The sequence below is a fragment of the Endozoicomonas sp. Z74 genome, assembly GCF_057680865.1.
Window position 1 is genome coordinate 1 of sequence record NZ_JBLYZI010000098.1, and the last position, 22,518, is coordinate 22,518.

The following is a 22,518-nucleotide window of genomic DNA, read 5'->3' on the forward strand; positions in this document are numbered from 1 at the left end:
ATTATGAATCGGAACACATTATTCAGCAGAACATGAAGCGGATCAGTCAGGGGCGCACGGTCTTTATTATTGCCCATCGCCTGTCCACGGTGCGCAACGCCAACCGGATTATTGTGATGGATAAGGGACGCATTGTGGAAGGGGGTCACCACGATCAGTTGGTGAAACTGGGTGGCCATTATGCAAGGCTGAATGCCCATCAGCATGGCTTGCGGGAGGTGGTGTAAATGAAATCCCTGTTTACAAGTATCACCGAGCGCCTGTTGGGCCGCCTGGAAAACCGCGATGCTCTGGACAACACTCGTCGGCAGTTTCTGCCAGCGGCCCTGGAGGTGGAAGACACCCCTGCGAGCCCGGTCAGTCGAATGATCATCAAGGTGATTGCGGTGCTGTTTGTGGTGGCCATTGTCTGGGCCTGTGTGGGAAAAATCGACATTGTGGCTACGGCCCAGGGGAAAATCGTCCCCGGTGAACGGGTCAAAACCATTCAACCCATGGTGATTGGTGAGGTGGAGGCCATCCATGTGCGAGAAGGAGATGAAGTCAAAGCCGGTGACCCGCTGATCACCCTGGTGGATACGGTCACCGAAGCGGAGCGGGTGCGGTTAAAACAGGAAATAGCAGCCCTTGCCTTGCAGCTGGCTCGACAGCAGGCGTTTGTTACTTACCTGGACCAACCAGAAGCATCGGGACGGGCTGTACCCGCACTGAACAACCACCTGAAACCCGGTGAGCGCAATAAAGAACAGCTGACGTTTGAACAGCAACTGTTGACCCAGCAGATAGAGGACTGCACCACCGCCAGCAACACCCTGAAAAGCCAGATCAAAAGCAAGGGCGCAGAACAGCAGACCATTGAGGCCGTCGTCACCAAACTGCAACGGGTACTGCCGTTGATTGAAGAGCGCACGAAGGCAATGGAGGGTCTGTATAAAAAGAACTACGGCTCCAAAGTCCAATACCTGGAGCTGGAACAAAAACGCATTGAGCTGGAAGAGGACATCAAGGCGCAACAGGCTGCTGTGCAACAGCTGGCAGCGGAACAGGAAGAGATTCAAAACCAGCTGCTCAGCCTCCATGCCCAAAAACGAAGGGAAAGTCTGGATCAACAGGAGCAGCTCCATCGACAACTGGCCAGTCTGGAGCAGGAGCGGATCAAGGCAAAAGAGCTCCACGAACAGCAGCAGATCACCTCACCCATTAATGGCACCGTCCAGCAGTTGCAGGTACATACTGTGGGTGGTGTGGTACAACCGGCTCAGGCTTTGATGCAGATCGTTCCTTCTGAAGCCACCATGGAAGTGGAAGCCTGGGTACTTAACAAAGACATCGGGTTTGTGCAGGAAGGGCAGAGGGCCGCGGTCAAAATCGACACATTCAACTTCACCAAATACGGTTTGATTGATGGGGCACTGACACAAATTTCCAACGATGCCGTGGCCGATGAAGAGCAGGGCCTGCGTTATCTGGTCAATGTCCAGATCGAAAAAGACTGGATGCAGGTAGACAACCGCAGGGTGAACCTGTCACCGGGCATGAGCGTAGCGGTGGAGATCAAAACCGGGCAAAGACGACTGATTGAGTATTTTTTAAGCCCGCTGTTGCGGTTTAAGCAGGAGAGTATTCGTGAACGATAACACGCAGAGGTTTGCTGTATGAAGGGGTTAAAGTTACTGGCGGTGCTTTGTCTGGGAGTTTTACTTCCACAACTGGTGACTGGGGCGGCTCCCAGAGTAACCGTCACTTATGCCGATCTGTTTTATCCGGAAAACGCCATTAAACGAAGCCCCAGCATCTTTTTAAAAGACCCCTATATCTGGGTCTACACGTCGGCGTTTGCAAAGCGTTATGGTATGCCCGAACAGTGGGTGGATGACCAGATACAAGGCGCAGATGCGGTGGCGTTTCGGCTGGAACCTCAGCCTTCGATAACCTGTGGTTTTGGGGAAGGCCAGGACGACTGTCGGCAGATCCTGGAATGCCGTTTTGATTTTTATCTCCCGAAAAAAGCCAACCTCCCCTGGCAAGACGATCGACCCCAGGGGTTTAACAGCAGAAGCAGCGTGCATTCCGCCCGGTTTCTGGTACCCCAGAGAAAAGAAGATGAGTTTATGTATGATCCGACGGCATTGAATCCACATAACACTCAAAACAGCCCAGGGGGCTTGTTTTCGATGAGGTATACCGTGAATTCGCGCTTTAACTCGTTTGATGCACAATATGGACATGGCGCATTCTCGATCGAATTTTTTGATAGAGACTATCTCAAAGAAACTGATTTCATCAGCACCACCACTCGCTGCTCCGCCCTGCCAGAGAAAAAACAGGGGATACCCGCCATTACTGTTTACAAGTCCGGTGAATCCAATAAAAAGAACACTGAAAACCGAAGCGCGGTCTACAGTGCCCAACTTCCACGCAGCTTTATGGATCGAGTGAATTCAGCTTATTTTCACAGTCCTGATGGCAAATTGACGGGTGAGCCTGCCTCGGGTTGAGCTTATGGAGTTCTGCCCCCCCTTCGACAAGCTCAGGGTGAGCGGAAACGGGGAATTTATTACAGGATAAATCCTTAGGCATAACGGGATAGCAATATGAAATGGTTAAGGTTACTGGTGTTATACGGCCTGAGTATCTGGCTGCCGCAAACGGTTTATGGAACCTCATCCGAAGTCATTGGCAGCGGTGAAAGAGTGGTTCCGGAAAATGTCAAAACAGGGGAACCAGAGAAAGTCTTGAAAGACCCCTTTACCTGGGTTTATACATCAGCGTTTGCAAAACGCTATGGTATGCCGGAACAGTGGGTGGATGACCGGTTACTTGGTGCCGATGCGGTAGCATTTCGGGTAGAGCCCCAGTCGTCGGTGACCTGTGGTTTTTTCAGGGATCCCTCTGCCTGTTCACAAGATCTGAAGTGTCGTTTTGATCTGTACATCCCGAAAAATGCCAGCCTGCCCTGGAAGGATGACCGTCCCCAGGGCTTTAAAGTAAGAAGCAACGAACACTCTGCCCGGTTTTTGATACCTCAAATTCCAGAGGAAAATTTCTTTTATGAACCTAATGTTGCTAGGCATCAAAGTCGTAAGGGAATGCTTGGTTTGCCGTTGATTAACTACAAGTTAAACTCTGGCTTCAATACTTTTGACGAGAAGTACGGAGGTGGTGGATTTTGGGTTACCGTATTTGATCGGGAGCTTCTTGAAGAAATCGATTTTATAAGCGTAAACACACTATGCTCCTCTTTGCCAACGGAGAAAAGAGGGATTCCAGCGATCACTTTTTATGATCTCGGCGAAGACTTTTTTAAAGACCGCAAGGTTATGTACAGAGCGCAAATACCCAGGAGTTTTATGGATCGAGTAAATAGGGCGAGTGACCGTGACAGAAAAAACAAGACAACACTGGATCTTGTAAAAAAACGATTCTCTGGTGATCAATAAAAAAGCAAAAGGAAGCAGCTATGAGTACTATTTATGAACACGCCCTGTTATCTGAAGTGGTCGCTTGAGAATGATAAGGCCTTATGGAGTATCCGTATGAAATGGTTAAGGTTACTGGCGGTGTATGGCCTGGGTATCTGGCTGCCGCAAACGGTTTATGGGGTATCGTCCGGGGGTATTTCCGGCGATGAAAGAGAGGTTACGGAACATCTTAAAACGGGGGCGAAAGATGCCAGTTCAGGGGCTTTACAGGACCCCTTTACCTGGGTCTACACCTCGGCCTTTGCCAAACGCTATGGCATGGCGGAACAGTGGGTGGATGACCGCCTTGCAGGTGCCGATGCGGTGGCGTTTCGCGTGGAACCCCAGTCGTCGGTGACCTGTGGTTTTTTCAGGGACCCCTCTGCCTGTTCACAAGATCTGAAGTGTCGTTTTGATCTGTACATTCCAAAAAATGCCAACCTGCCCTGGAAGGATGACCGTCCCCAGGGCTTTAAAGTAAGAAACAACAAAAACTCTGCCCGGTTCTTACTACCTCAAAAAAAAGAGGAAAGTTTTTACTATGACCCTGGAGTTCCCGGTAAGCATAACAGCCGTAAGGGAATGCTTGGTTTGCCGTTGATTGATTACACATTAAACTCTGGCTTCAATACTTTTGACGAGAAGTATGGAGATGGCGGATTCTGGGTTACAGCATTTGATCGAGAACTTCTTAAAGAGGTCGATTTTATAAGTGTGAATACCTTGTGCTCTTCTTTGCCAACGGAGGAAAGAGGGATTCCAGCGATCACTTTTTATGATCTCGGCGAAGACTTTTTTAAAGACCGCAAGGTTATGTACAGAGCGCAAATACCCAGGAGTTTTATGGATCGAGTAAATAGGGCGAGTGACCGTGACAGGAAAGGTAAAACAACGCTGGATCTTGTCAAAAAACGTTTTTCTGGTGATCAATAAAAAAGCAAAAGGAAGCAGCGATGAGTACTATTTATGAACACGCCCTGTTATCTGAAGAGGTCTATAAGGACAATGAGGAAAGAGACAAGAAAATTAACGACAATGAAGACGGGAATGATCAAAACGATTTCACAAAGGTTGTTTCTGATATTAAAAATGACCATATTCCCAGTGGCTTGCAAATCGATACCTATATCAAAACGCTGGATGATGGCAGTCACTATGCCGTGATCACAGTGGCCGGTACCCAGGTTACAGATCCCAACGACCTGTCGGCCGATGCTGACTTTATGACGGGGGGATTTCATCAGCAGTTTGAAAAATCCCTGGACTATTCCAGGCAGATCATCGAGCACCTTGAAAAAGAACACCCGGGCATCACCATTGATGTCACAGGCCATTCACTGGGCGGTGGCCATGCCCAGGTCATTGCCCACACCTTTGGCCTGGGAGGCAGTACCTTTGATGCCCCCCAGGCCAGTGCCATTGTGCAGGACGAAGGCTACCAGAGTTACCTGGATAAACATGGGCTGACGGCCAAGGGGGTGGGAGAGCTCATCAACTATACAGAAGACGGTTCGATTTTCAGTGCTGTATCTGACCGCGAGTTTCTGGGCCGCGAAGTGGAAGTCAATACCGAAGGTAATGCTTCGATATATGCTGCCACCGCTTATCTGTTTATGAATTCCGCTAACCCGGCCCTTGCAGCGGCATTCTATGCATATTCCCTCTATCAACAGCATACGATCACGAATTTTGTTGATTTTTTACGCACTCCACCAGAAGGGGCCTCCGCCAACCCCACTCCCGATGAAATTGACTCCTGGCCAAAAGACCCCTTTCATAAGCTGTCCGATGCTGCGGCCGAGGCCATGGATGAGGTGGTCGGGCTGATAAAAGACGGAACAGATGCCCTGAATGCCGCCTATGAATGGACGGAGGAGCAGGTTAAGGAGGCCATGGATGAGATTGTTCAGGCCTCCGACAGTGCGGCCGACTGGCTTACGGAGGTATTTGATGATACTGCTGCTTTGGCAGAAGAGACTTTTGATGAAGTGACCCGCTTTTTTGAAGACTTTTTTGTGGAAATCTCCGACATCACAGAAACGGTGGTTGATGATTTAAGCGGTGGCATCAGTGATGCCCTGGACTCAACCTCGGAAGTGATCGGCGAAGCCTGGGACAGCACCACCGATACGATTGAAGGTTTTGTTGAAGACATAGGTGATGCCTTTGACCAGGCATGGACCGGTGTCTCTGAGACGTTGGACAGTGTGTACGATGCCACCACCGATGCCCTGGAAGAAGCCTGGGACAGTACTACCGAGTGGGTGAGTGAAGGCTGGGACAGTTTTACCGATACGGTTGAAGAGGGCTGGAATTTGTTCTCTGATATGGCCGAAGACTTCTGGGGTGATGTCACGGATTATACCGAAGAAACGTATGAGGATTTTACCAGCTGGACCGATGAGGTCGCGACGGACTTCACCGACTGGGCAGCCAGTGAATACGAAAACAGCTGGTACGATGACTACAGCTATGGAGGCGATGATTGGGGAGACAGCTTTGACCCCCTGGTGCTCGATTTGAATGGGGATGGTGTCAAGCTGGTGAATGCCAGGGAGCACAACACCTACTTCTCCATTAATAACCCGGACTTTGCCATACAGACTTCCTGGATTTCTTCCGGTGACGGCTTCCTGGCCCTGGATGCCAATCAGGATGGGGTCATCAACGGTCTTTCGGAACTGTTTGGTGACGACACGCAAACCGGATTTGAAGAATTGGCAGGGCTGGACTCCAACGGCGATGGCATCATTGATCGTCATGATGAACGTTTTGGCGAATTACTGGTATGGCAGGATGCTAACAGCGATGCCTCAAGCCAGGATGGGGAGCTGAAAACGTTATCAGCAGCGGGCATTCAAAGTATCTCTCTGGCAAATCATGAGGTGGCAGGCTCGGTTTTCGGACAGATGGCCGACAAAGGCACGATTACCCATAAGGGTGAGTTTACCTGGACGGATGGTACCCGGGGTGAAGCGGCCGATGTGGATCTCTGGACTGAGGCTTCCTACAGCCACTTCATTGGTGATTACACACTGGATGAAAGCGTCAGGCAGGTAGCCAATATCAAGGGATATGGCACCATGGCTGATCTGCATATTGCCATGAGTATGAGCCCCGCCCTGAAAAATGCTGTCTTTGACCTTTTGGAAAGTCCTTCCCTGAGTCAGCTGGCTACGGATTTGGACAGCGTTCTCCACATGTGGGCCAGCACTGAAAACGCTGAGCTGGTTAACCTTGGGTTAGGTGACCTGGGTTCCCTGGATGAAACTACGGGCCGGGTGAGTTTTGATTATAATGCCGACGGGGTTCAATCGTTTGAATCGGTGTCTTACTCCGTTGAACAGCTGGCACTGATTCAGGCATACGCCGGTGGAAGAAACTCAGAAGTACTGGATGATGAATACCACAACCATAGCCTGATTGACTGGTCTGTGCTGGGACCTGTTGCCTACTTTCAGCAACAGTGGAATGAAATAAACCGCAATATGCTGGCCAAGTTTTCAGTGGCCAATGGGCTGCTGGACGACCGGCTGCCGGGAATGAGTTATGACGCAGAAAATGATTTGCTCCGTTATGATGAAACCCGCCAGGAAGTCGTTGAACAGACCTTTGACAGAATCGTTGATGCCCTTTCTGAGCTGCCCCCCGGCTCTGAACAGGTAACAGAAGAACTGATCATCGCCGTGACCTTAATTGAGTATGACCATACTCTGGACAAAGTGTTCAAGCAGAAGCTTGTAGATGCCATGGACGACCATCCCCAATTACAGGAACACTTTGATAATGAAGTGTTCGGTTTCCTCGAGGTAGGAGGTCACGGTAATGATTTGATTGCCAGCGAAGACTTGCCAGCGTTCCTCCTTGGAAATGGTGGAAACGATACTCTGCTGGGGAGTGGCTTCAATGACACGCTTATGGGGGGAGAAGGTAACGACCTGCTGATGGGCCGACTGGGTGACGACAGGCTCCTGGGTGGTGCCGGTAATGACGACCTGTATGGAATGGACGGAGATGATGAGCTGTTTGGTGATAGCGGTAATGATACCCTGACGGGTTCTTTTGGCAGCGACATTCTCCTGGGAGGAGCTGGTAATGACACCCTTTACGGTAACAGTGAAAATGACCGGCTGGAAGGTGACGGCGGAAATGACTGGCTCAATGGCGGCACCGGGGATGATGAGCTTATGGGGGGCAGCGGCAACGATGAGCTGATAGGGGCGGATGGCAATGACACGCTGATGGGAGATGGTGGCAATGATACGCTGTCCGGTTCGGCCGGGGACGACCTCTTGCTTGGCGGGGGTGGCAATGACCGGCTCTATGGGAATAATGATAACGACAGCCTTCAGGGTGAAGGCGGGGACGACTGGCTCAATGGTGGTGCTGGCCATGATGAACTGAAAGGCGGCTTTGGTAATGATGAGCTGGTGGGAGGCACGGGCAATGATGTTCTCTTCGGCAATAATGATGATGATTTGCTAAAAGGCGAGGCTGGAGACGACTGGCTTGACGGAGGGAGCGGGAATGACCACCTGATCGGAGGTGATGGCGCTGACCAGTTATACGGGGCATCTGGCAACGATAGTCTTTACAGCGGTGGCTCGGATGATTTCCTTCAGGGCGGGGATGGTCTTGACTGGCTGGATGGTGGCAATGGTGCCGACACCCTGAATGGCGGTAACGGAAATGACACCCTCTACGGGAAGTCAGGTCAGGATACGCTTTATGGAGACAAAGGCGACGACTTCCTTGATGGAGGCACTGGTAATGACCTTATGGCCGGTGGTCTCGGGAATGATACCTATCACTTTGGCATGGGTGCCGGAAAGGACCGAATCAATGATGCCAGTGAAAACGAGCTGGATATTATTGATATTTCCGGTTTAACAATCGATGACCTATGGTTTTCCCAAAAAGGGAGTCACCTTCAAATCAGTGTTATCGGAAGCAATGACCAACTGACTGTGGAGCGATGGTTTTCTGATGCCGCTGTCGATACGGGCAAGTATCGCGTTGATGAATTCCATGTGGGAGAGAGTGTACTGTATGCAAATCAGGTGGATTCATTGGTCAATGCAATGGCTGCGTTCGATGCACCTCCGGCAGGAGATGTCCAGCTACCCCAGGAGACCCGGGACCAGATCAGTCCGGTGATCGCTGCCAGCTGGCAGGCTGCTTAAGCTGGAAACAAGCGTAAGGAAGTCCCTGGCCAGGACTTCCTTACTTAATCGCCTGAACCTCTACTCATTTTGGGCAGACGTTCCTTCAGCCATAAAACTCAGGTTTGGCAAGCCATTGAAGGACACTCCCTTATTCAAGGCTTTTTTCTCAGGCCTGTTCCAACCAACTCAACCAGGCCGACATCCCTTCCCCTGTAGTAGCCGATAGCTGAATCACCTGAATATAAGGATTCACCTTTCTGGCATTTTCAATGCACTGCTCCACATCAAAGGAAACATAAGGCAGCAAGTCAATCTTATTGATAATCATCAGCTGGGAAGCGGCAAACATATTGGGGTATTTCAGAGGTTTGTCTTCCCCCTCAGTCACCGACAGAATGGCCACCTTGTATTTTTCCCCAAGATCAAAACTACTGGGACAGACCAGGTTGCCCACATTTTCAATAAACAGCAGCGAGTCGTTTTCCAGCGCCAGTTTGTGACAGGCATCATGAACCATCCGGGCATCCAGATGACAGCCCTTGCCCGTGTTGATCTGTAATGCCTGGGTACCTGTTGCGCGGATACGGTCAGCGTCATTGGTCGTCTGCTGATCCCCCTCGATCACGGCACAGGAACGCTTGCCCTTCAGCGTTTTCAGGGTTTCCACCAGCAGTGTAGTCTTACCGGAGCCCGGGCTGGACACCAGGTTCAATACCAGTTGTCCCCCTTCACGGAAGTGCTCCCGGTTATGACGGGCCAGATGGTTGTTTTTATCCAGAACATCCCGTTCAATCTTCATCAAACGACGCTGGCTGATGCCCGGCTCTCCATGGTCCTCTCCCTGATTCTCTTCGGGATAATAGCGTAAACCCTGCTCCTCACCCTTTTGATTAAACGTTTTATTTGAAGAGTGGTTTGAAGAGGGGTGATGATGCCCGGAACCATGGCTATCAACCGCAACAGAGCCATTCTGCCCCTGTGGATAATAATAGTGATGGTGATGAACGATCACCGTCGCTGGCCCATGGGAATGATCATGAACATGGGAGTGTCCATGACTTCTATCACCGCTCTGCTCAGTGCTGTTATTACGCTCAGGGCTGCCTTCAATCCGGCTGTCGCCACACCCACAAACACCACACATATTATTCGACCTCAATTTCCTTAATGCGCAGTTCATCACCCTGCGTCAGTTTCAAATTAAATCCGGCACAGTTCGAACAGGGTGCCCCCTGTATTTCCAGGGGAACCGTCGCTTCACAATCCAGGCACCAGGCCTCTCCGACAGGCTTGTGGATATGCAGGAAGGCACCTTCCGCCAGGGTTTCCCGGGAAGCAATCTCAAAGCAGTAGCGAATGGTTTCCGGAGTGGCACAGGACAAAGCACCAATCTCCAGCCAAAGCGCGGTAATCCGGCGGACGGGCTGGCCTTCCTGTTTTCTGCAGTGCTCTTCCGCCAGGTCAATGACGTTCATGGCCAGGGACATTTCATGCATATCAACAGCCTTTAACAAATACGCGGCAACAGTTCACCGCGGGGCATTTCCATATAACGGCTGCTGCCCCAGGGGGATTTGAGAACCACTTTGTGCCTGTCAGAAACACAGGCATGACCAATACAACAGGCGTCGTTATTAAACTGCCTGAGCACCTGCAGAGCCCTGTCAACTTCCTTTTCGGGAACAGCCAGGATCATGGTGCCTTCATTAGCCAGATCGCAGGGTTCAAAACCGTAGAGTTCACACAACCCCCGCACTTCATCCAGCACGGGAATTCGCTCTTCGTTCACCTCGATCTGAACTCGGGAGGCATTTGCCCACTCATTCAGCACCGCCGCCAGCCCCCCCCGGGTCGCATCCCTGAGGGCATGAAGCAGAACACCGGACTCAATCAGTTTATTGACCACGGGCCAGAGCGTGTCACAGTCACTGACCAGCTCCGACTCCATTTTCAGCTCATCCCTGGCCATCAGAATACAACTGCCATGGCAGCCAATATTTCTGGAAACCAGAATCGCATCTCCGTCCTGCACATGGCTGGCAGACAGGCCAGGGTACTGCACGGTCCCAATACCACTGGTGTTGATAATCAGCCCCTCAAGGGTCCCCCTGGGTACCACTTTGGTATCCCCACAGACAATGCTCGCCCCGGACTTCTCCAGTTCCGCCTGCATGCTTTTAACAATGTCGGTGAGAGCCCCGAAAGAGAAGCCCTCCTCAATCACAAAGCTGCTGCTGAGGTACTGAGGCCTGGCTCCAGCCATGGCCAGGTCATTCACCGTACCGGCCACCGCCAGCTTGCCAATATTGCCTCCGGGGAAAAACAGGGGAGACACAGTAAAACTGTCTGTTGTAAAAGCTACCGGGCCATTCATGGGCAGCACTGCGGCATCTTCCGCCCTGAGCAGAATGTCGTTATTGAAGTGCCGGTAAAACAGCTTCTCTACCAGACTGCCCATCTCTTCGCCGCCACTGCCGTGACTCAATTGAACGGTTTTCATCATCGTTATTTCTTACAATTAATCTTACAAATCACTGAGCAGCCATATCGGAGTAGCGGAAGTAGGCATTACAGGCCCCTTCGGAGCTGACCATACAGCTCCCCATCGGCCGGGAAGGGTTGCAGGCCTTGCCAAAAGCACGACACTGGTTTGGTTTTGCGTGTCCCCGGAGAATATCTGCGCAGATACACACTTTGTGGTCCGGGATTTCCTTGTGGGATAGCCGGTCTGAAAAGATCAGCTCCGCATCACGGTGGGCAAACTCTTCCTTCAACTGCAACGCTGAACCGGGAATATCCCCAAGTCCCCGCCAGCGGAAATCCGTTCTCAGGGAAAAGGCGGCTGCTATTTTTTCCTGGGCAGACCGGTTACCTTCCCATGTCACCGCCCTTGAATACTGAATAGACAGCTCGGGCTTACTCGCCAGCTTCTGCTCAACAATGGCCAGAATCGACTCCAGTACATCCACCGGCTCGAATCCGCTGACCACCACCGGCACACCATACTCATCCACCAGGGGCTGATAGATTTTTGCCCCGGCCACAACACTCACATGGGAAGGGCCAATCAGTGCATTCACCCTGGAACGGCCATCGGCCAGAACCGCCCTGACCGCTGGCGGCACCAGGACATGATTGATATGAAAATAGAGGTTGCGGACCTGCTGCTGTTCTGCCAGTTCCAGCAATACGGTGGTCATGGGAGTGGTGGTTTCAAAACCGATGGCAAAATAGACGACCCTCTTATCCGGATTATCCCGGGCAATTTTCAGGGCATCCATGGGATCATAAACGGCCCGGACATCCCCTCCCCGGGCCCGGCATTCCGCCAGGCTGCCCCGGGAACCAGGCACACGAATCATGTCGCCCAGCGTCACCAGGATAACCTCCGGAGATTCCGCCAGTTCCACCCCATGGTTGATCCGCTCTTTCGGCATGATGCAGACCGGACAGCCAGGGCCGTGAATAAACTCAATAGGCTCCGGCAGCAGCTGGTTAAGGCCATACTTCATAATGGTGTGGGTATGGCCTCCGCATACCTCCATAATATTCACCGGCTCCGTCAGCTGTTCCGCCAGGGAGGTGATTTTTTTCACCAGAGCCCTGATGACGGCGGGATTTCTGAAGCCGGTGTACAGCCCATGAACCTCTTTGCTGTCCGCATTCATATCAGCGCTCATATCAACATCGCCTTAATCTCTTCCTCACCCATTTCCTCCATCAGCTTCCGGTACTCTTTAAGGCTCGCCAAGGCGTCCTGCTCATCAATCCGGCTGATGGCAAACCCCACATGGATCAGCAGGTAATCCCCTTCCGAAAGCGGCTCACTTAACAGATGGGTGCTGATCTGTTTCCGGACGCCCATAGTGTCCACCAGGGCAGTACTGTCCGGATAAAGCTCAATGATTTTTGAGGGAATACATAAACACATAAAAAACTAAACCAGAGTGTGAGGTTGCCGCAAAAGTCCCGGGGGTATGGTCTCCCACACTCCCGAAGTACGGCCTGTCAAGTAATTACGGGTGTGACATCAACCCATGCCATAACTGGCCCACGGATATTCCGCCATCATTGAGGGGCAGGTTTTCTGACATTAATAACGGATGTTTCCGGGACGGGAAACGGGTCGCCAGGGTGTCCATCAGATTGTCCATAAGAGTGCGGTTCTGGAATACACCACCGCTGACCACCACTTTGTGATCCGGATACCGGTCAGCAATATCAATCACCAACCGGGCAATAGACGTCAGCAGGGTGCTTGCCATATCCGGTACAGACAACTGACGACGATGCTGGATAAACCACTCCAGCTGACGATCCCATTGGATAACACCGTCATCCGCCAGATAAAAAGCCGGGGCTTGCAAGGCAATGGATTGACCGGTTACCGCTTCATTTTCCAGAGCCAGGCCACACTCCCCTTCAAAAGCTACCGAATCCACCAATCCAAGAAGACTGGCCCAACCATCAATCATCCGCCCAATGGAGGTGGTTAACGGGGAGCGCTGGGCGTTCTGCCAGACGGCATAGAGGTTATCCAGCCAGGTCTCAGGTCGGTATCGGAAAGAAGGGAGGTCCATGGCACGAATCTGGTCCGGCCGGTAATACTCCAGCAGCATTCCCAGAAGGATACGGGCAGGCTCTTTGATGGCCTGCTCGCCACCGATTAACCGGAACGGCTTCAGGTGATGACAACGCCGGGCCTGGTGTACATCCGCCAGCAAAACTTCACCGCCCCAAATCAGACCGCTGCCTTTTTTACGGAAAGCTTTTTGTTCAAGGCCATGGTCGTCATCACCGTATCCGGTGCCGTCAAAAGCAAAGCCCAGAACTTCTTCGGTCAACTGATGTTCTGCCATTACCGAAAGAATATGGGCGTGGTGGTGCTGAACCGCCGTTAACTCTCTTCCATCCTCGGAGTTCATGCTGGCCGCCATCCGGGTGGTTGCATATTCCGGATGCCGGTCTGAAATCACCCTTTGAGGCTCAATACCGGTCAGGTCTCTCATATCTCTCAAGTGATCACTGAACCATGCCTCCATCTCAAGGCTGTCCAGATCCCCCAGGTAGGGCCCGGCCACCATCTGCCGCCCCCTCGCCAGGGCGATGCTGACTTTCTGCTGGGCGCCCAGAGCCAGCTGTGGACGGTCAACCTCCTTTTCCAGGGGGAGGATCAGGGGAGCATAGCCTCGTCCCAGCCTCAGAATCTGACGACAGCCTCCTGCTATCTGGGCAACACTGTCATCACAGGCATGAACAATCGGGCGATTATGGTCCAGAACCCGGTCCACCAGACTCCCCAGTTGCTCAATCACGTCCGTGCACTCCGTCAACATGGGCATGCCTGACCGGTTGGCACTGGTAGCCACCAGCGGAGTTTCAATGGACTCCATTAACAGGTAGTGCAAAGGCGTGTAGGCCAGCATCACTCCCAACCAGGGAACACCCGGCGCAATATTTTCCGCCAGACAACCTGCCGCCTTTTTTCCGGACCTTTTCCTTAACAGGGTTACCGGCCGTTCCGGAGAACTAAGCAGCTCCCGTTCCTTCGGCGTCACAACCACGAACGGTTCAGCCATTTCAAGACTGTTCACCATAATAGCCAGAGGCTTTCGAGGACGGCATTTGCCCTCCCGCAGCCGGGCGACCACACCGGTACGACTGGCGTCACACATCAGGTGAAACCCGCCAATGCCTTTGACAGCGACAATCTTTCCCTGTTTCAGGGCATCTACCGCGCCCATCATGGCTTCGTCCCGACGGGCCAGCACAACACCCTCAGAATCAGTGAGCCGCAGCTGGGGTCCACAGTGATTGCAGCTGACCGGCTGAGCGTGGTAACGGCGATCCAGCGGGTCGCTGTATGCCCTCGCACAGGCAGGGCACATATCAAATGCCGACATACTGGTGGCCGGGCGATCATAGGGTAACTGCCGAACCAGACTGTACCTTGGCCCACAGTGTGTGCAGTTGGTAAATGGGTATCGGTAATGGCGGTTGCCTGGCTCAAACGTCTCCTTCAGGCAGTGAGAACAGACTCCCTTATCCGCCGGTATGCTGATATCCGTCACCCGACGGCTGTCACTGGAGCGGATAACAAACTCACGGTCACTGGCCAACGGGCTCTCCTCAACATCCACCTGATCGATACGGCTCAGTGGCGGCGCTTCCGCAGTCAGAGCCCTCTGAAAGCTCTCAACTCCTATCACCGGGCCTTCTACCTCAATGCGAACACCCTGCCCATTGTTCAGCACAAAACCGGACAGCTGACGCTCAACCGCCAGCCGGTAAACCGTAGGGCGAAACCCCACCCCCTGGACAATACCAGACACCTTGATGACTTTACGCACCCTGGGTTCGGTTGATAGAGAAGCCAGCCTGTTCACTGTTCAGGCAACCTCAACAGAAACAGTAGCGGGCTCTTCTGACGGATATTGCACCTCCCGGATCCGGTCACTGTGCGTGTAAACACTCAATCGCCCCGGGCGACAGAAACCTGCCAGGGTCAGGTTGGACTGCTCCGCCAGCGTCACCGCTTTCCGGGTCACGGCGGAAATGGCAAACAGTCCTTCGATGCCCGCCACTACCGCTTTCTGGACCATTTCAAAACTGGCCCGACTGGTAACCAGAGCCGCCCCTCCACAGAAGCCCTTCCGGGCCAGATGGCCGATCAATTTATCCAGGGCAATATGCCGCCCCACATCTTCCCTCACCGCGGACAGTTCGCCCTTGGCATTTAACCATCCGGCAGCATGGGTGGCCCCCGTCTGGTGATTCAACCATTGCTGCTGTTTCAGTTGCTCAAAAGCACGATCAATCTGTCGGGCATCCATCACCAGCCGCTTTGCTACCCCGGGTAGCTCCCGGCTGACATGGGATAACTGTTCGGTACCACATATCCCACACCCGGTGGTACCTGCCAGACTCCGCCTTCTTGATTTCAGGCGCTGAAAACAGCGGGGGGAAATATCCACCGCCACTTCAATACCGGAACAGCCCGAAGTGACCTCCATGTCCCGAACATCGGCAAAATCATCGATAATTCCCTCGGTCAGGGAAAAGCCAACCGCCAGATCCTCCAGATCAGAAGGAAGACCCATCAGTACCGCATGGGAAATGCCGTTGTAGACAATGGCAACGGGGACTTCTTCCACCAGCACATCGCTGGTCACTGACACTTCAAATGAAGTGCTCTCCCTCCCACCGATTCGACAGACGGGAACGGACTGATATCCAGGGCCCATCGCTTTATTCCTGGGGACTTTATTCCCGGCGGTTTCACTCCCCGGAATGTCATACTCATTAACAAAAGTTACTAGACTGTCCATAGGTGTCGTCCATCAGAGCGCGTCATAGAAACCATTCACTTAAATCCCTTACTGCCCGGACCCGCTAGCTGCCCAGCTGAAATCCCTGGCCGACAGGCCCAGGCGTTTCATCCGGGAAAGCAGAGTCGTTCTTTTCATGCCCAGCCGCTGTGCAGCTCCCCGCGGACCAGCCACCACGCCATTACAATTCTTCAGAGCCTGGATAATCCGGTCCCTGTCAACGTTCTGTGCAGGGGCAGAAGTGCCTGTAATAGAGTCGTCAACAAAGCCTGCAGTGCCAGATTGAGCGCTGCCCCCCCCCGGTGAATCATTTCCCGACACCAGAAACTCCATCGGTGTCGCCGGGGTTTCTGCTCTGGAGCGGGTCTCTTCATAGGAGACATTAAGAACACTGCCCCGGGTCAATATCACTGAACGCTCAATCACATTTCTGAGCTCACGGATATTTCCCGGCCATGACTGGGCACAGAGCCAGGCCATATCATCTTCAGAAATACAGGAGATGTTCCGGTTCATCTTCCGGGCAAACACTTCCGTAAAGTGTTTGACCAGCAACGGTATATCTTCGCGCCGCCGACGCAGTGGCGGCAGAGTGATGGGAAAAACATTGAGCCGGTAATAAAGGTCACTCCTGAACTGCTTTTCCCCCACCATCTTCAACAGGTCACAGTTGGTGGCCGCAATCACCCGTACATCCACGGGAATGGGCTGATAACTGCCAACCCGCTCCACCTCACTCTCCTGAAGCACCCGAAGCATCTTGGGCTGCAGATCCAGAGGCATATCCCCGATCTCATCCAGGAACAGAGTGCTTTTATCGGCCCGTTCAAAACGCCCGGCCCGCCGGGCAAGAGCGCCGGTAAAGGCTCCTTTTTCATGGCCAAACAGATCGCTCTCGAACAGGCCGGAAGGCACCGCAGAGCAGTTCATTTTCACCATCTCTCGACCGCTGCGCTGACTGAGCCGGTGAATCGCCCGGGCGATCAGCTCTTTACCGGTGCCGGTTTCCCCGAGAATCAATACAGTACAATGGCTGTCTGCCACCATGGCCGCTTTTTCCAGCACCTGGTTCATCACATTGCTCTGACTGATGATTTCACCGAACACCTGGTGCTTGTGAACCCGGGTGTTCAGGGAGACCCGGTTCAGGGGCATCGCAGAAGTATGCTCCTTCTGATAGACCTGGACACTGTGCAGGGTCATTGCCGTTCTGGCGGCAATCTTCTGCAGCAGATCCAGATCACAGGAATTAAAGAATCCGCACTCCCGGTGGCCGAGCCGGATAACTCCGTGGGGTTGATTCCGGAAAATCAATGGCAGAATACAAATGCCATTCATCTCATCCTGGGAGTCGTTGCATAACACCTGAGGCTCAAGGTTATTAAATGCTTTCAGCTCATGAAGACATTCCTGGCCGGCGTCTTCTATCGTATAGGCAACCCGGTCATCTTTACCCGGCCAGATGGTGTAGCACTCAAAAACATTGAGTTTTTTTGAAAAGTACTTGAGGCTGACGTATTCAATATCAAAGTAAGTGTGTAATGAGCCGGACAGATCGGAGATCAGGCTCTCGATGGTGTCCTGACTGATCACCGCATTGGTCACATCCACCAGAACCTGGTTGTAATCACGCTCGGAACGAAGCTCAACCGCCTGCTGGCTGTAGCGTTCACGACGCAGAACGCTGTTAAGGATGGTGGTAATCAGATAGGAAAGCTGTTTCAGCTTTGGCAGCACCTCATCGGAAAACGCCAGGGGCTCATTACTGATGAACTCAATGCCCCCCAGGTGCCTGCCCGAGGTCAGAGGAAACTGACAATAAGATTTCAGCCGTGAATAGAGAGGGTCGGATCTCAACCCTGGAAATTGAGCCGCAAAATATTCACCTTCCATCAGGTTGATGATTTCCCGCTCCCCATTTTCCTGGTCGGCCAGGGCATGATCGGGCATTGGGCAAGCCGGTTTTTCCCGCTGAATACCACGACCGGTGTCCGGATGGACACCAAAAATGGCACATCCCTTTCCCAGGTAATCGTGAATGACTAGGTGAATGGCGGAAAGATGGACGAAGTCCAGTTCGCACTGATTGAGTATTTCAACAAATGCCAGACAGCTCCGGGCTTCGAGCAATTTGTCAGACAGGGCGATAAAGTCATGGTCCCACTTTGTTTCCACGTCATTGACAAGCAGTTGTATCGACTTGTAATGCATTGGTTACCCTGACTCTGTCTGATGAATACCCAACCAGTTAACCAGCTATTGCCGGTTAACTGTCATCGGGAAATACCCTTAAACGCGGGCCGCTTTTCGCAGTTTTGACTTCAAACCGCTGTACTCTACCTGCACATGGTTTTCCGCCCAGGACTGATCTTCAATCCGCTCCACCTTCACCGCACAGTATTTGTACTCCGGTGTGCTGGAGATGGGATCCAGATGCTCAATGGTCAGCTCATTGCAGGCGCCAATCCACCACTGGTAGGTCATGTACACCACGCCCTTGTTCACCCGTTCATTACAGGCAGCCCGGCTGATCACCTTACCCCGTCGGGAAGCGACCCAGACCAGCTGCTGATCACGGATACCCAGGGCCTTTGCATCGTCCGGATGCATCTGCACATAGCCCGGCTCATCGGCCAGGGTCTGCAGGGCAGAACAGTTTCCGGTCATGGAGCGGCAGGAGTAATGCCCTACTTCCCGGACCGTGGAAAGCACCAGCGGGTAGTCGCTGTCCGGCTGCTCAAGAGGAGGACGCCACTCTGCAGCAATCAACTTGCCTTTGCCGTTGTCAGTGGTGAACCGGTTCCCCTCAAACAGCCAGGAAGTGCCTGGATGGTCTTCCGTCGGGCAGGGCCACTGAACCGACTTCAGTCCTTCCATCTTTTCGTAAGTAGCCCCGGCGTACAGGGGACACAACGAACGAATCTCATCCCAGATCTCCTTCGTGTTGCTGTACGACATGGAGTACCCCATGGCCTCAGACATCAGGCAGAAGATTTCCCAGTCGGTCTTGACGTTATCCGGCGGGGTAATCGCCTTGCTGAAGCGCTGGAAGCCCCGGTCGGCACTGCTGTAGACCCCTTCATGTTCCCCCCAGCTGGTGGCCGGGAAAATCACGTCCGCCATTTCAGCGGTCTGGGTCATAAAGATGTCCTGAACAATCACCAGTTCCATATTGGACAGGGTCTTGCGCATGGCAGCCAGATCCGCCTCGGTCTGGGCTGGGTCTTCGCCGAAGATATAAAACGCCTTGCATTCACCGTCGTGAACCTTGTGGTTCAGGTTGGTGAGGCGATAACCCGGTTTAGACGACAATGAAACACCCCATGCTTTCTCAAACTTCGCCCGGACAGCGTCGTCTTCAACACTCTGGTAACCTGGGTACTGATGGGGCAGCATCCCCATATCGCAGGTCCCCTGAACATTGTTCTGGCCACGGACCGGACCACAGCCCACCCCACGGCGACCAAAGTTACCAGTGAGCAGTGCCAGCCCGGCCAGGCCACGAACCACATCCACCGCCTGGCCATACTGGGTGACGCCCATACCCCAGAGAATCATGGATTCTGAAGCCGCAGCATAGGTGCGAACCGCCTTGCGAATATCGGCAGCAGGCACACCGGTGATTTCCTCAGCGTACTCCGGCGTGTATCGGGCGACGATCTGGCGGAACTCCTCGAACCCTTCGGTGTAATTGGCCACATACTCATGGTCGTACAGACCTTCTTCAATCAGTACATGGGCAAAGGCGTTCACCAGCGCCATATTGGTCCCGTTCTTCAACGGCAGCCACTGGTCGGCAATCCGCGCAGTTTCAATTTTGCGTGGGTCACAGACAATGATCTGGGCGCCATTCTGACGGGCCTTGATAATGTGTTTTGCCACAACCGGATGGGAGTCAGCCGCGTTGTAACCGAATACGAGCAGACACTTGGTGTCCTGAATTTCAGTAATGGAGTTGCTCATGGCTCCGTTACCTACAGTGGTCTCCAGACCGGAGACTGACGGTGCGTGTCACACCCGTGCGCAGTGATCCACGTTGTTGGTGCCAAGGGCGGCACGGGCAAACTTCTGCATCACAAAGTTCGCCTCGTTACCCGGCCCACGGGCAGAGCCGGTGGTCATGATGGCATCGGGGCCATACTTGGCCTTGATCCCCTTGAGCTTTTCACTGGCAAAGGCAATCGCCTCTTTCCAGGAGACAGGCTCCAGTTCTCCGCCCTTCTGGCGACGGATCATCGGGTTCTTCAGCCGCGGAGTCAGCAGGTTAGTGTCGTTCAGAAAATCCCAGCCATAGTAGCCTTTCAGGCACAGCTCACCCTGGTTGGTCCGGCCATTGGCGGGTTCCGCCCCCACCACTTTGTCGTTTTCCACCAGCAGGTCAAGCTTGCACCCGGTCCCGCAATACGGGCACACCGTATTCACTTTTTTCATCGATTGATTACCACTTGATTCGTAAAAAGCGTCAAACAAACATTAAGCCTGACAGGCTTCCATCGCCATGGCGGCCGCATCCCGCTTTCTGGCAGCCGCTTCTTCAAGATCCATTGCGGTTTCTATGCGCAGGGCACCGGTAGGACATACCCGGACACAGGCCGGCCCTTTCGGGTTGTCACTGCACAGATCGCACTTGAGCGCTTCCGCCCGGGTTTCTTCCACGGCCAGCAGACCGGAGCCTTTTCGGGCTGACCGGGTCACAACCTGCATCGCGCCATAGGGGCAGGCAATTGCACAGGTCTTGCAACCAATGCATTTCTCCTGGTCTACCTTGACCTGGTTATCCTCACGATAGATCGCATGGTTCGGACAGACTTGGGCACAGGGAGCGTCTTCACATTGACGACACATGACCGGAGCCGTCACCCGGGCGTTTTTCACCAGCTGCAGACGGGGCGTGAAGTTGGCCGGATCAATGGCGCTGACCGAGTTTTCAGCCTGGTGCGACAGCACGCAGGCCACTTCACAGGTGCGACACCCAATGCAGGACTGGGAGTCAGCAAAAATAAACGTATTCATCACCCTTTCCCTTATGACCACCCTCTTGAACAACCGATTGAACCATCGATTCAACTATCAACTGAACAACAGGTGGGTGATTAGGACAGCCGGATAAAAGGCACACCGGCTCGAGTGGCTCCCTCAAGCAGATAGCGTGCCAATGTCTTATCACAAGCAAAAAATTAAGTTTAAGTATCGCTGCACGCTGCGTCGATCAAGACATTCACCATGTCCAGAAAAACGCGCAGAGCAATCAATGAGAACAGAAAGTCGAAAACCAGCAGCCAGAATCGTCATAAGTGACGATCTTCGACATATCGACAACAGAGCGACGACGAAGGCTGAATACAACGACGGACAGTTGAACAGTAGCTGTTGGGTTTTCAGAATGGCAGGGTTTTCCGGTCAATACCCAGCCACCTGCTGCTTCACTCATGCCCAGATTCAATCCCCCAAGGTAAAACTCTTTCAGCAGCTCACCAGGGTGCACCAGGCTGTGCATAAGGTTCTCGCTGGAGCTTGTGTCGTCTGATTTTGAGAAAAACTATGCAGCTCTATGCCTACAGATTCAGGAAAAACTAGCACTTTGTGATTGTATTTTGACATGGGTCATGAAATATATATTTCAATAAGCGCACTATTAAAATATAGATTTTATTTCTGGAGATGAGTTAAGTGGAAAACTTATCGGACAAGTATCTTTTTATCAAAAAAGTAGCACAGGAAGCAGGAAGACTTGCATTTGATCACTATCAAAATAGAGAGCAACTCAATATTGAAAAAAAGAGTAATGACGGGCAAGATCTAGTAACGGTAGCAGATCGAATTACAGAAGACTTTATCCGTAAAAAAATCAACACCCAATATCCCAGAGATACTATTTTTGGCGAAGAATCAGGTCTGACAGGAGATAATTCCAGTCATACCTGGGTTATTGACCCGATTGATGGTACCAGCGCATTTATTTTTGGTTTACCATCATGGTGTATATCTATTGCACTTCTTGATGAACAGAAAAAAACTAAAATTGCTGTTGTGTATGACCCTGTGCATGAAGAATTATTTCATGCAATGTCAGGCTGTGGTTCTTATCTAAATAAAAAAAAGATAACTGTTAATACCGTAAGTTCGCTAAATGATGGGTTAGTTGGCGTTGGCATTTCAACCAGAATGTCAGCAGACAAAATCACTCCTTTTCTTAATAATTTATTACAAATGGGAGGAATGTTTTATCGTAATGGTTCTGCGGCATTGATGCTGGCCTATGTAGCAGCAGGAAAATTAATTGGTTACTATGAGGCGCATTTAAATTCATGGGACTGCCTCGCGGGTTTGTTACTCATTCAGGAAGCTGGAGGAGTTACCAACAATTACAAAATCAGTTCTGATTTTCTCACAAAAGGAAATTATGTTCTTGCATCCACCCCAGGCATTCATAAAAATGCATTAGTTCAGATCTGATCTGACAATTCCCTCTTCAAAAAAGGGAAGGGTTACCGATTTAGATAGAGGGTGAAATCACTGAAATCTAAATCGTAAAAAGGTAACCCTTATGATTCATACTAATCA

Annotated in this window: 17 protein-coding genes and 1 pseudogene; 7 read left to right on the forward strand and 11 right to left on the reverse strand. The window is 52.2% G+C overall.

Annotated elements, in window-relative coordinates; translation table 11 throughout:
* From ACNRUY_RS21105 to ACNRUY_RS21130, 6 genes and pseudogenes are all read left to right on the forward strand, one after another.
* A pseudogene (locus tag ACNRUY_RS21105) lies at positions 1-227 on the forward strand (hypothetical protein); the annotation flags it as partial.
* Positions 228-1,637 (forward strand): HlyD family type I secretion periplasmic adaptor subunit, encoded by a 1,410-nt coding sequence (locus tag ACNRUY_RS21110; protein ID WP_488113644.1) that lies wholly within the window; start codon positions 228-230, stop codon positions 1,635-1,637.
* 18 nt (positions 1,638-1,655) lie between these two features.
* On the forward strand, positions 1,656-2,498 hold the full coding sequence (locus ACNRUY_RS21115) for a hypothetical protein (RefSeq protein ID WP_488113645.1): 843 nt from the start codon (positions 1,656-1,658) through the stop codon (positions 2,496-2,498).
* A 117-nt stretch (positions 2,499-2,615) separates the two neighbouring features.
* Positions 2,616-3,440: a hypothetical protein gene (locus ACNRUY_RS21120; RefSeq protein WP_488113646.1), complete on the forward strand. Its 825-nt coding sequence runs from the start codon at positions 2,616-2,618 to the stop codon at positions 3,438-3,440.
* A 96-nt stretch (positions 3,441-3,536) separates the two neighbouring features.
* On the forward strand, positions 3,537-4,394 hold the full coding sequence (locus ACNRUY_RS21125) for a hypothetical protein (RefSeq protein WP_488113647.1): 858 nt from the start codon (positions 3,537-3,539) through the stop codon (positions 4,392-4,394).
* Positions 4,395-4,414: 20 nt separating this feature from the next.
* Positions 4,415-8,644 (forward strand): Tle-like phospholipase domain-containing protein, encoded by a 4,230-nt coding sequence (locus tag ACNRUY_RS21130; protein ID WP_488113648.1) that lies wholly within the window; start codon positions 4,415-4,417, stop codon positions 8,642-8,644.
* Between the two features lie 148 nt (positions 8,645-8,792).
* Here ACNRUY_RS21130 and hypB read toward each other — a convergent pair whose 3' ends face one another.
* The 11 genes from hypB to ACNRUY_RS21185 form a co-directional block, all read right to left on the reverse strand.
* The gene (gene hypB / locus ACNRUY_RS21135; protein ID WP_488113649.1) at positions 8,793-9,770 is read right to left on the reverse strand and encodes a hydrogenase nickel incorporation protein HypB; all 978 of its coding nucleotides are present in this window, start codon (positions 9,768-9,770) and stop codon (positions 8,793-8,795) included.
* 1 nt (position 9,771) lies between these two features.
* The gene (gene hypA / locus ACNRUY_RS21140; RefSeq protein ID WP_488113650.1) at positions 9,772-10,122 is read right to left on the reverse strand and encodes a hydrogenase maturation nickel metallochaperone HypA; all 351 of its coding nucleotides are present in this window, start codon (positions 10,120-10,122) and stop codon (positions 9,772-9,774) included.
* An 11-nt stretch (positions 10,123-10,133) separates the two neighbouring features.
* Positions 10,134-11,129: a hydrogenase expression/formation protein HypE gene (hypE, locus tag ACNRUY_RS21145; RefSeq protein ID WP_488113651.1), complete on the reverse strand. Its 996-nt coding sequence runs from the start codon at positions 11,127-11,129 to the stop codon at positions 10,134-10,136.
* A 28-nt stretch (positions 11,130-11,157) separates the two neighbouring features.
* Positions 11,158-12,306 (reverse strand): hydrogenase formation protein HypD, encoded by a 1,149-nt coding sequence (gene hypD, locus ACNRUY_RS21150; protein ID WP_488113652.1) that lies wholly within the window; start codon positions 12,304-12,306, stop codon positions 11,158-11,160.
* The gene (locus ACNRUY_RS21155) at positions 12,303-12,557 is read right to left on the reverse strand and encodes a HypC/HybG/HupF family hydrogenase formation chaperone (protein WP_488113653.1); all 255 of its coding nucleotides are present in this window, start codon (positions 12,555-12,557) and stop codon (positions 12,303-12,305) included. The genes hypD and ACNRUY_RS21155 overlap by 4 nt, the downstream gene beginning before the upstream one ends.
* 85 nt (positions 12,558-12,642) lie before the next feature.
* Positions 12,643-15,012, reverse strand: coding sequence for a carbamoyltransferase HypF (gene hypF / locus ACNRUY_RS21160; RefSeq protein ID WP_488113654.1), 2,370 nt, complete (start codon positions 15,010-15,012; stop codon positions 12,643-12,645).
* Between the two features lie 3 nt (positions 15,013-15,015).
* Positions 15,016-15,954, reverse strand: coding sequence for a formate dehydrogenase accessory sulfurtransferase FdhD (fdhD, locus tag ACNRUY_RS21165; RefSeq protein ID WP_488113655.1), 939 nt, complete (start codon positions 15,952-15,954; stop codon positions 15,016-15,018).
* 48 nt (positions 15,955-16,002) lie between these two features.
* Complete coding sequence (locus ACNRUY_RS21170) at positions 16,003-18,165, reverse strand: sigma 54-interacting transcriptional regulator (RefSeq protein WP_488113656.1); 2,163 nt, start codon at positions 18,163-18,165, stop codon at positions 16,003-16,005.
* Between the two features lie 78 nt (positions 18,166-18,243).
* A complete protein-coding gene (gene fdhF, locus ACNRUY_RS21175; RefSeq protein WP_488113660.1) occupies positions 18,244-20,385 on the reverse strand; it encodes a formate dehydrogenase subunit alpha in 2,142 nt (713 codons plus the stop codon).
* Positions 20,386-20,427: 42 nt separating this feature from the next.
* Positions 20,428-20,967, reverse strand: a complete 540-nt coding sequence (locus tag ACNRUY_RS21180; protein WP_488113657.1) for a 4Fe-4S dicluster domain-containing protein — start codon at positions 20,965-20,967, stop codon at positions 20,428-20,430.
* Positions 20,968-21,202: 235 nt separating this feature from the next.
* The gene (locus ACNRUY_RS21185) at positions 21,203-21,451 is read right to left on the reverse strand and encodes a hypothetical protein (RefSeq protein ID WP_488113658.1); all 249 of its coding nucleotides are present in this window, start codon (positions 21,449-21,451) and stop codon (positions 21,203-21,205) included.
* Positions 21,452-21,624: 173 nt separating this feature from the next.
* Here ACNRUY_RS21185 and ACNRUY_RS21190 point away from each other — a divergent pair, with 173 nt between their 5' ends.
* A complete protein-coding gene (locus tag ACNRUY_RS21190; RefSeq protein WP_488113659.1) occupies positions 21,625-22,410 on the forward strand; it encodes an inositol monophosphatase family protein in 786 nt (261 codons plus the stop codon).
* Positions 22,411-22,518 lie beyond the last annotated feature (108 nt).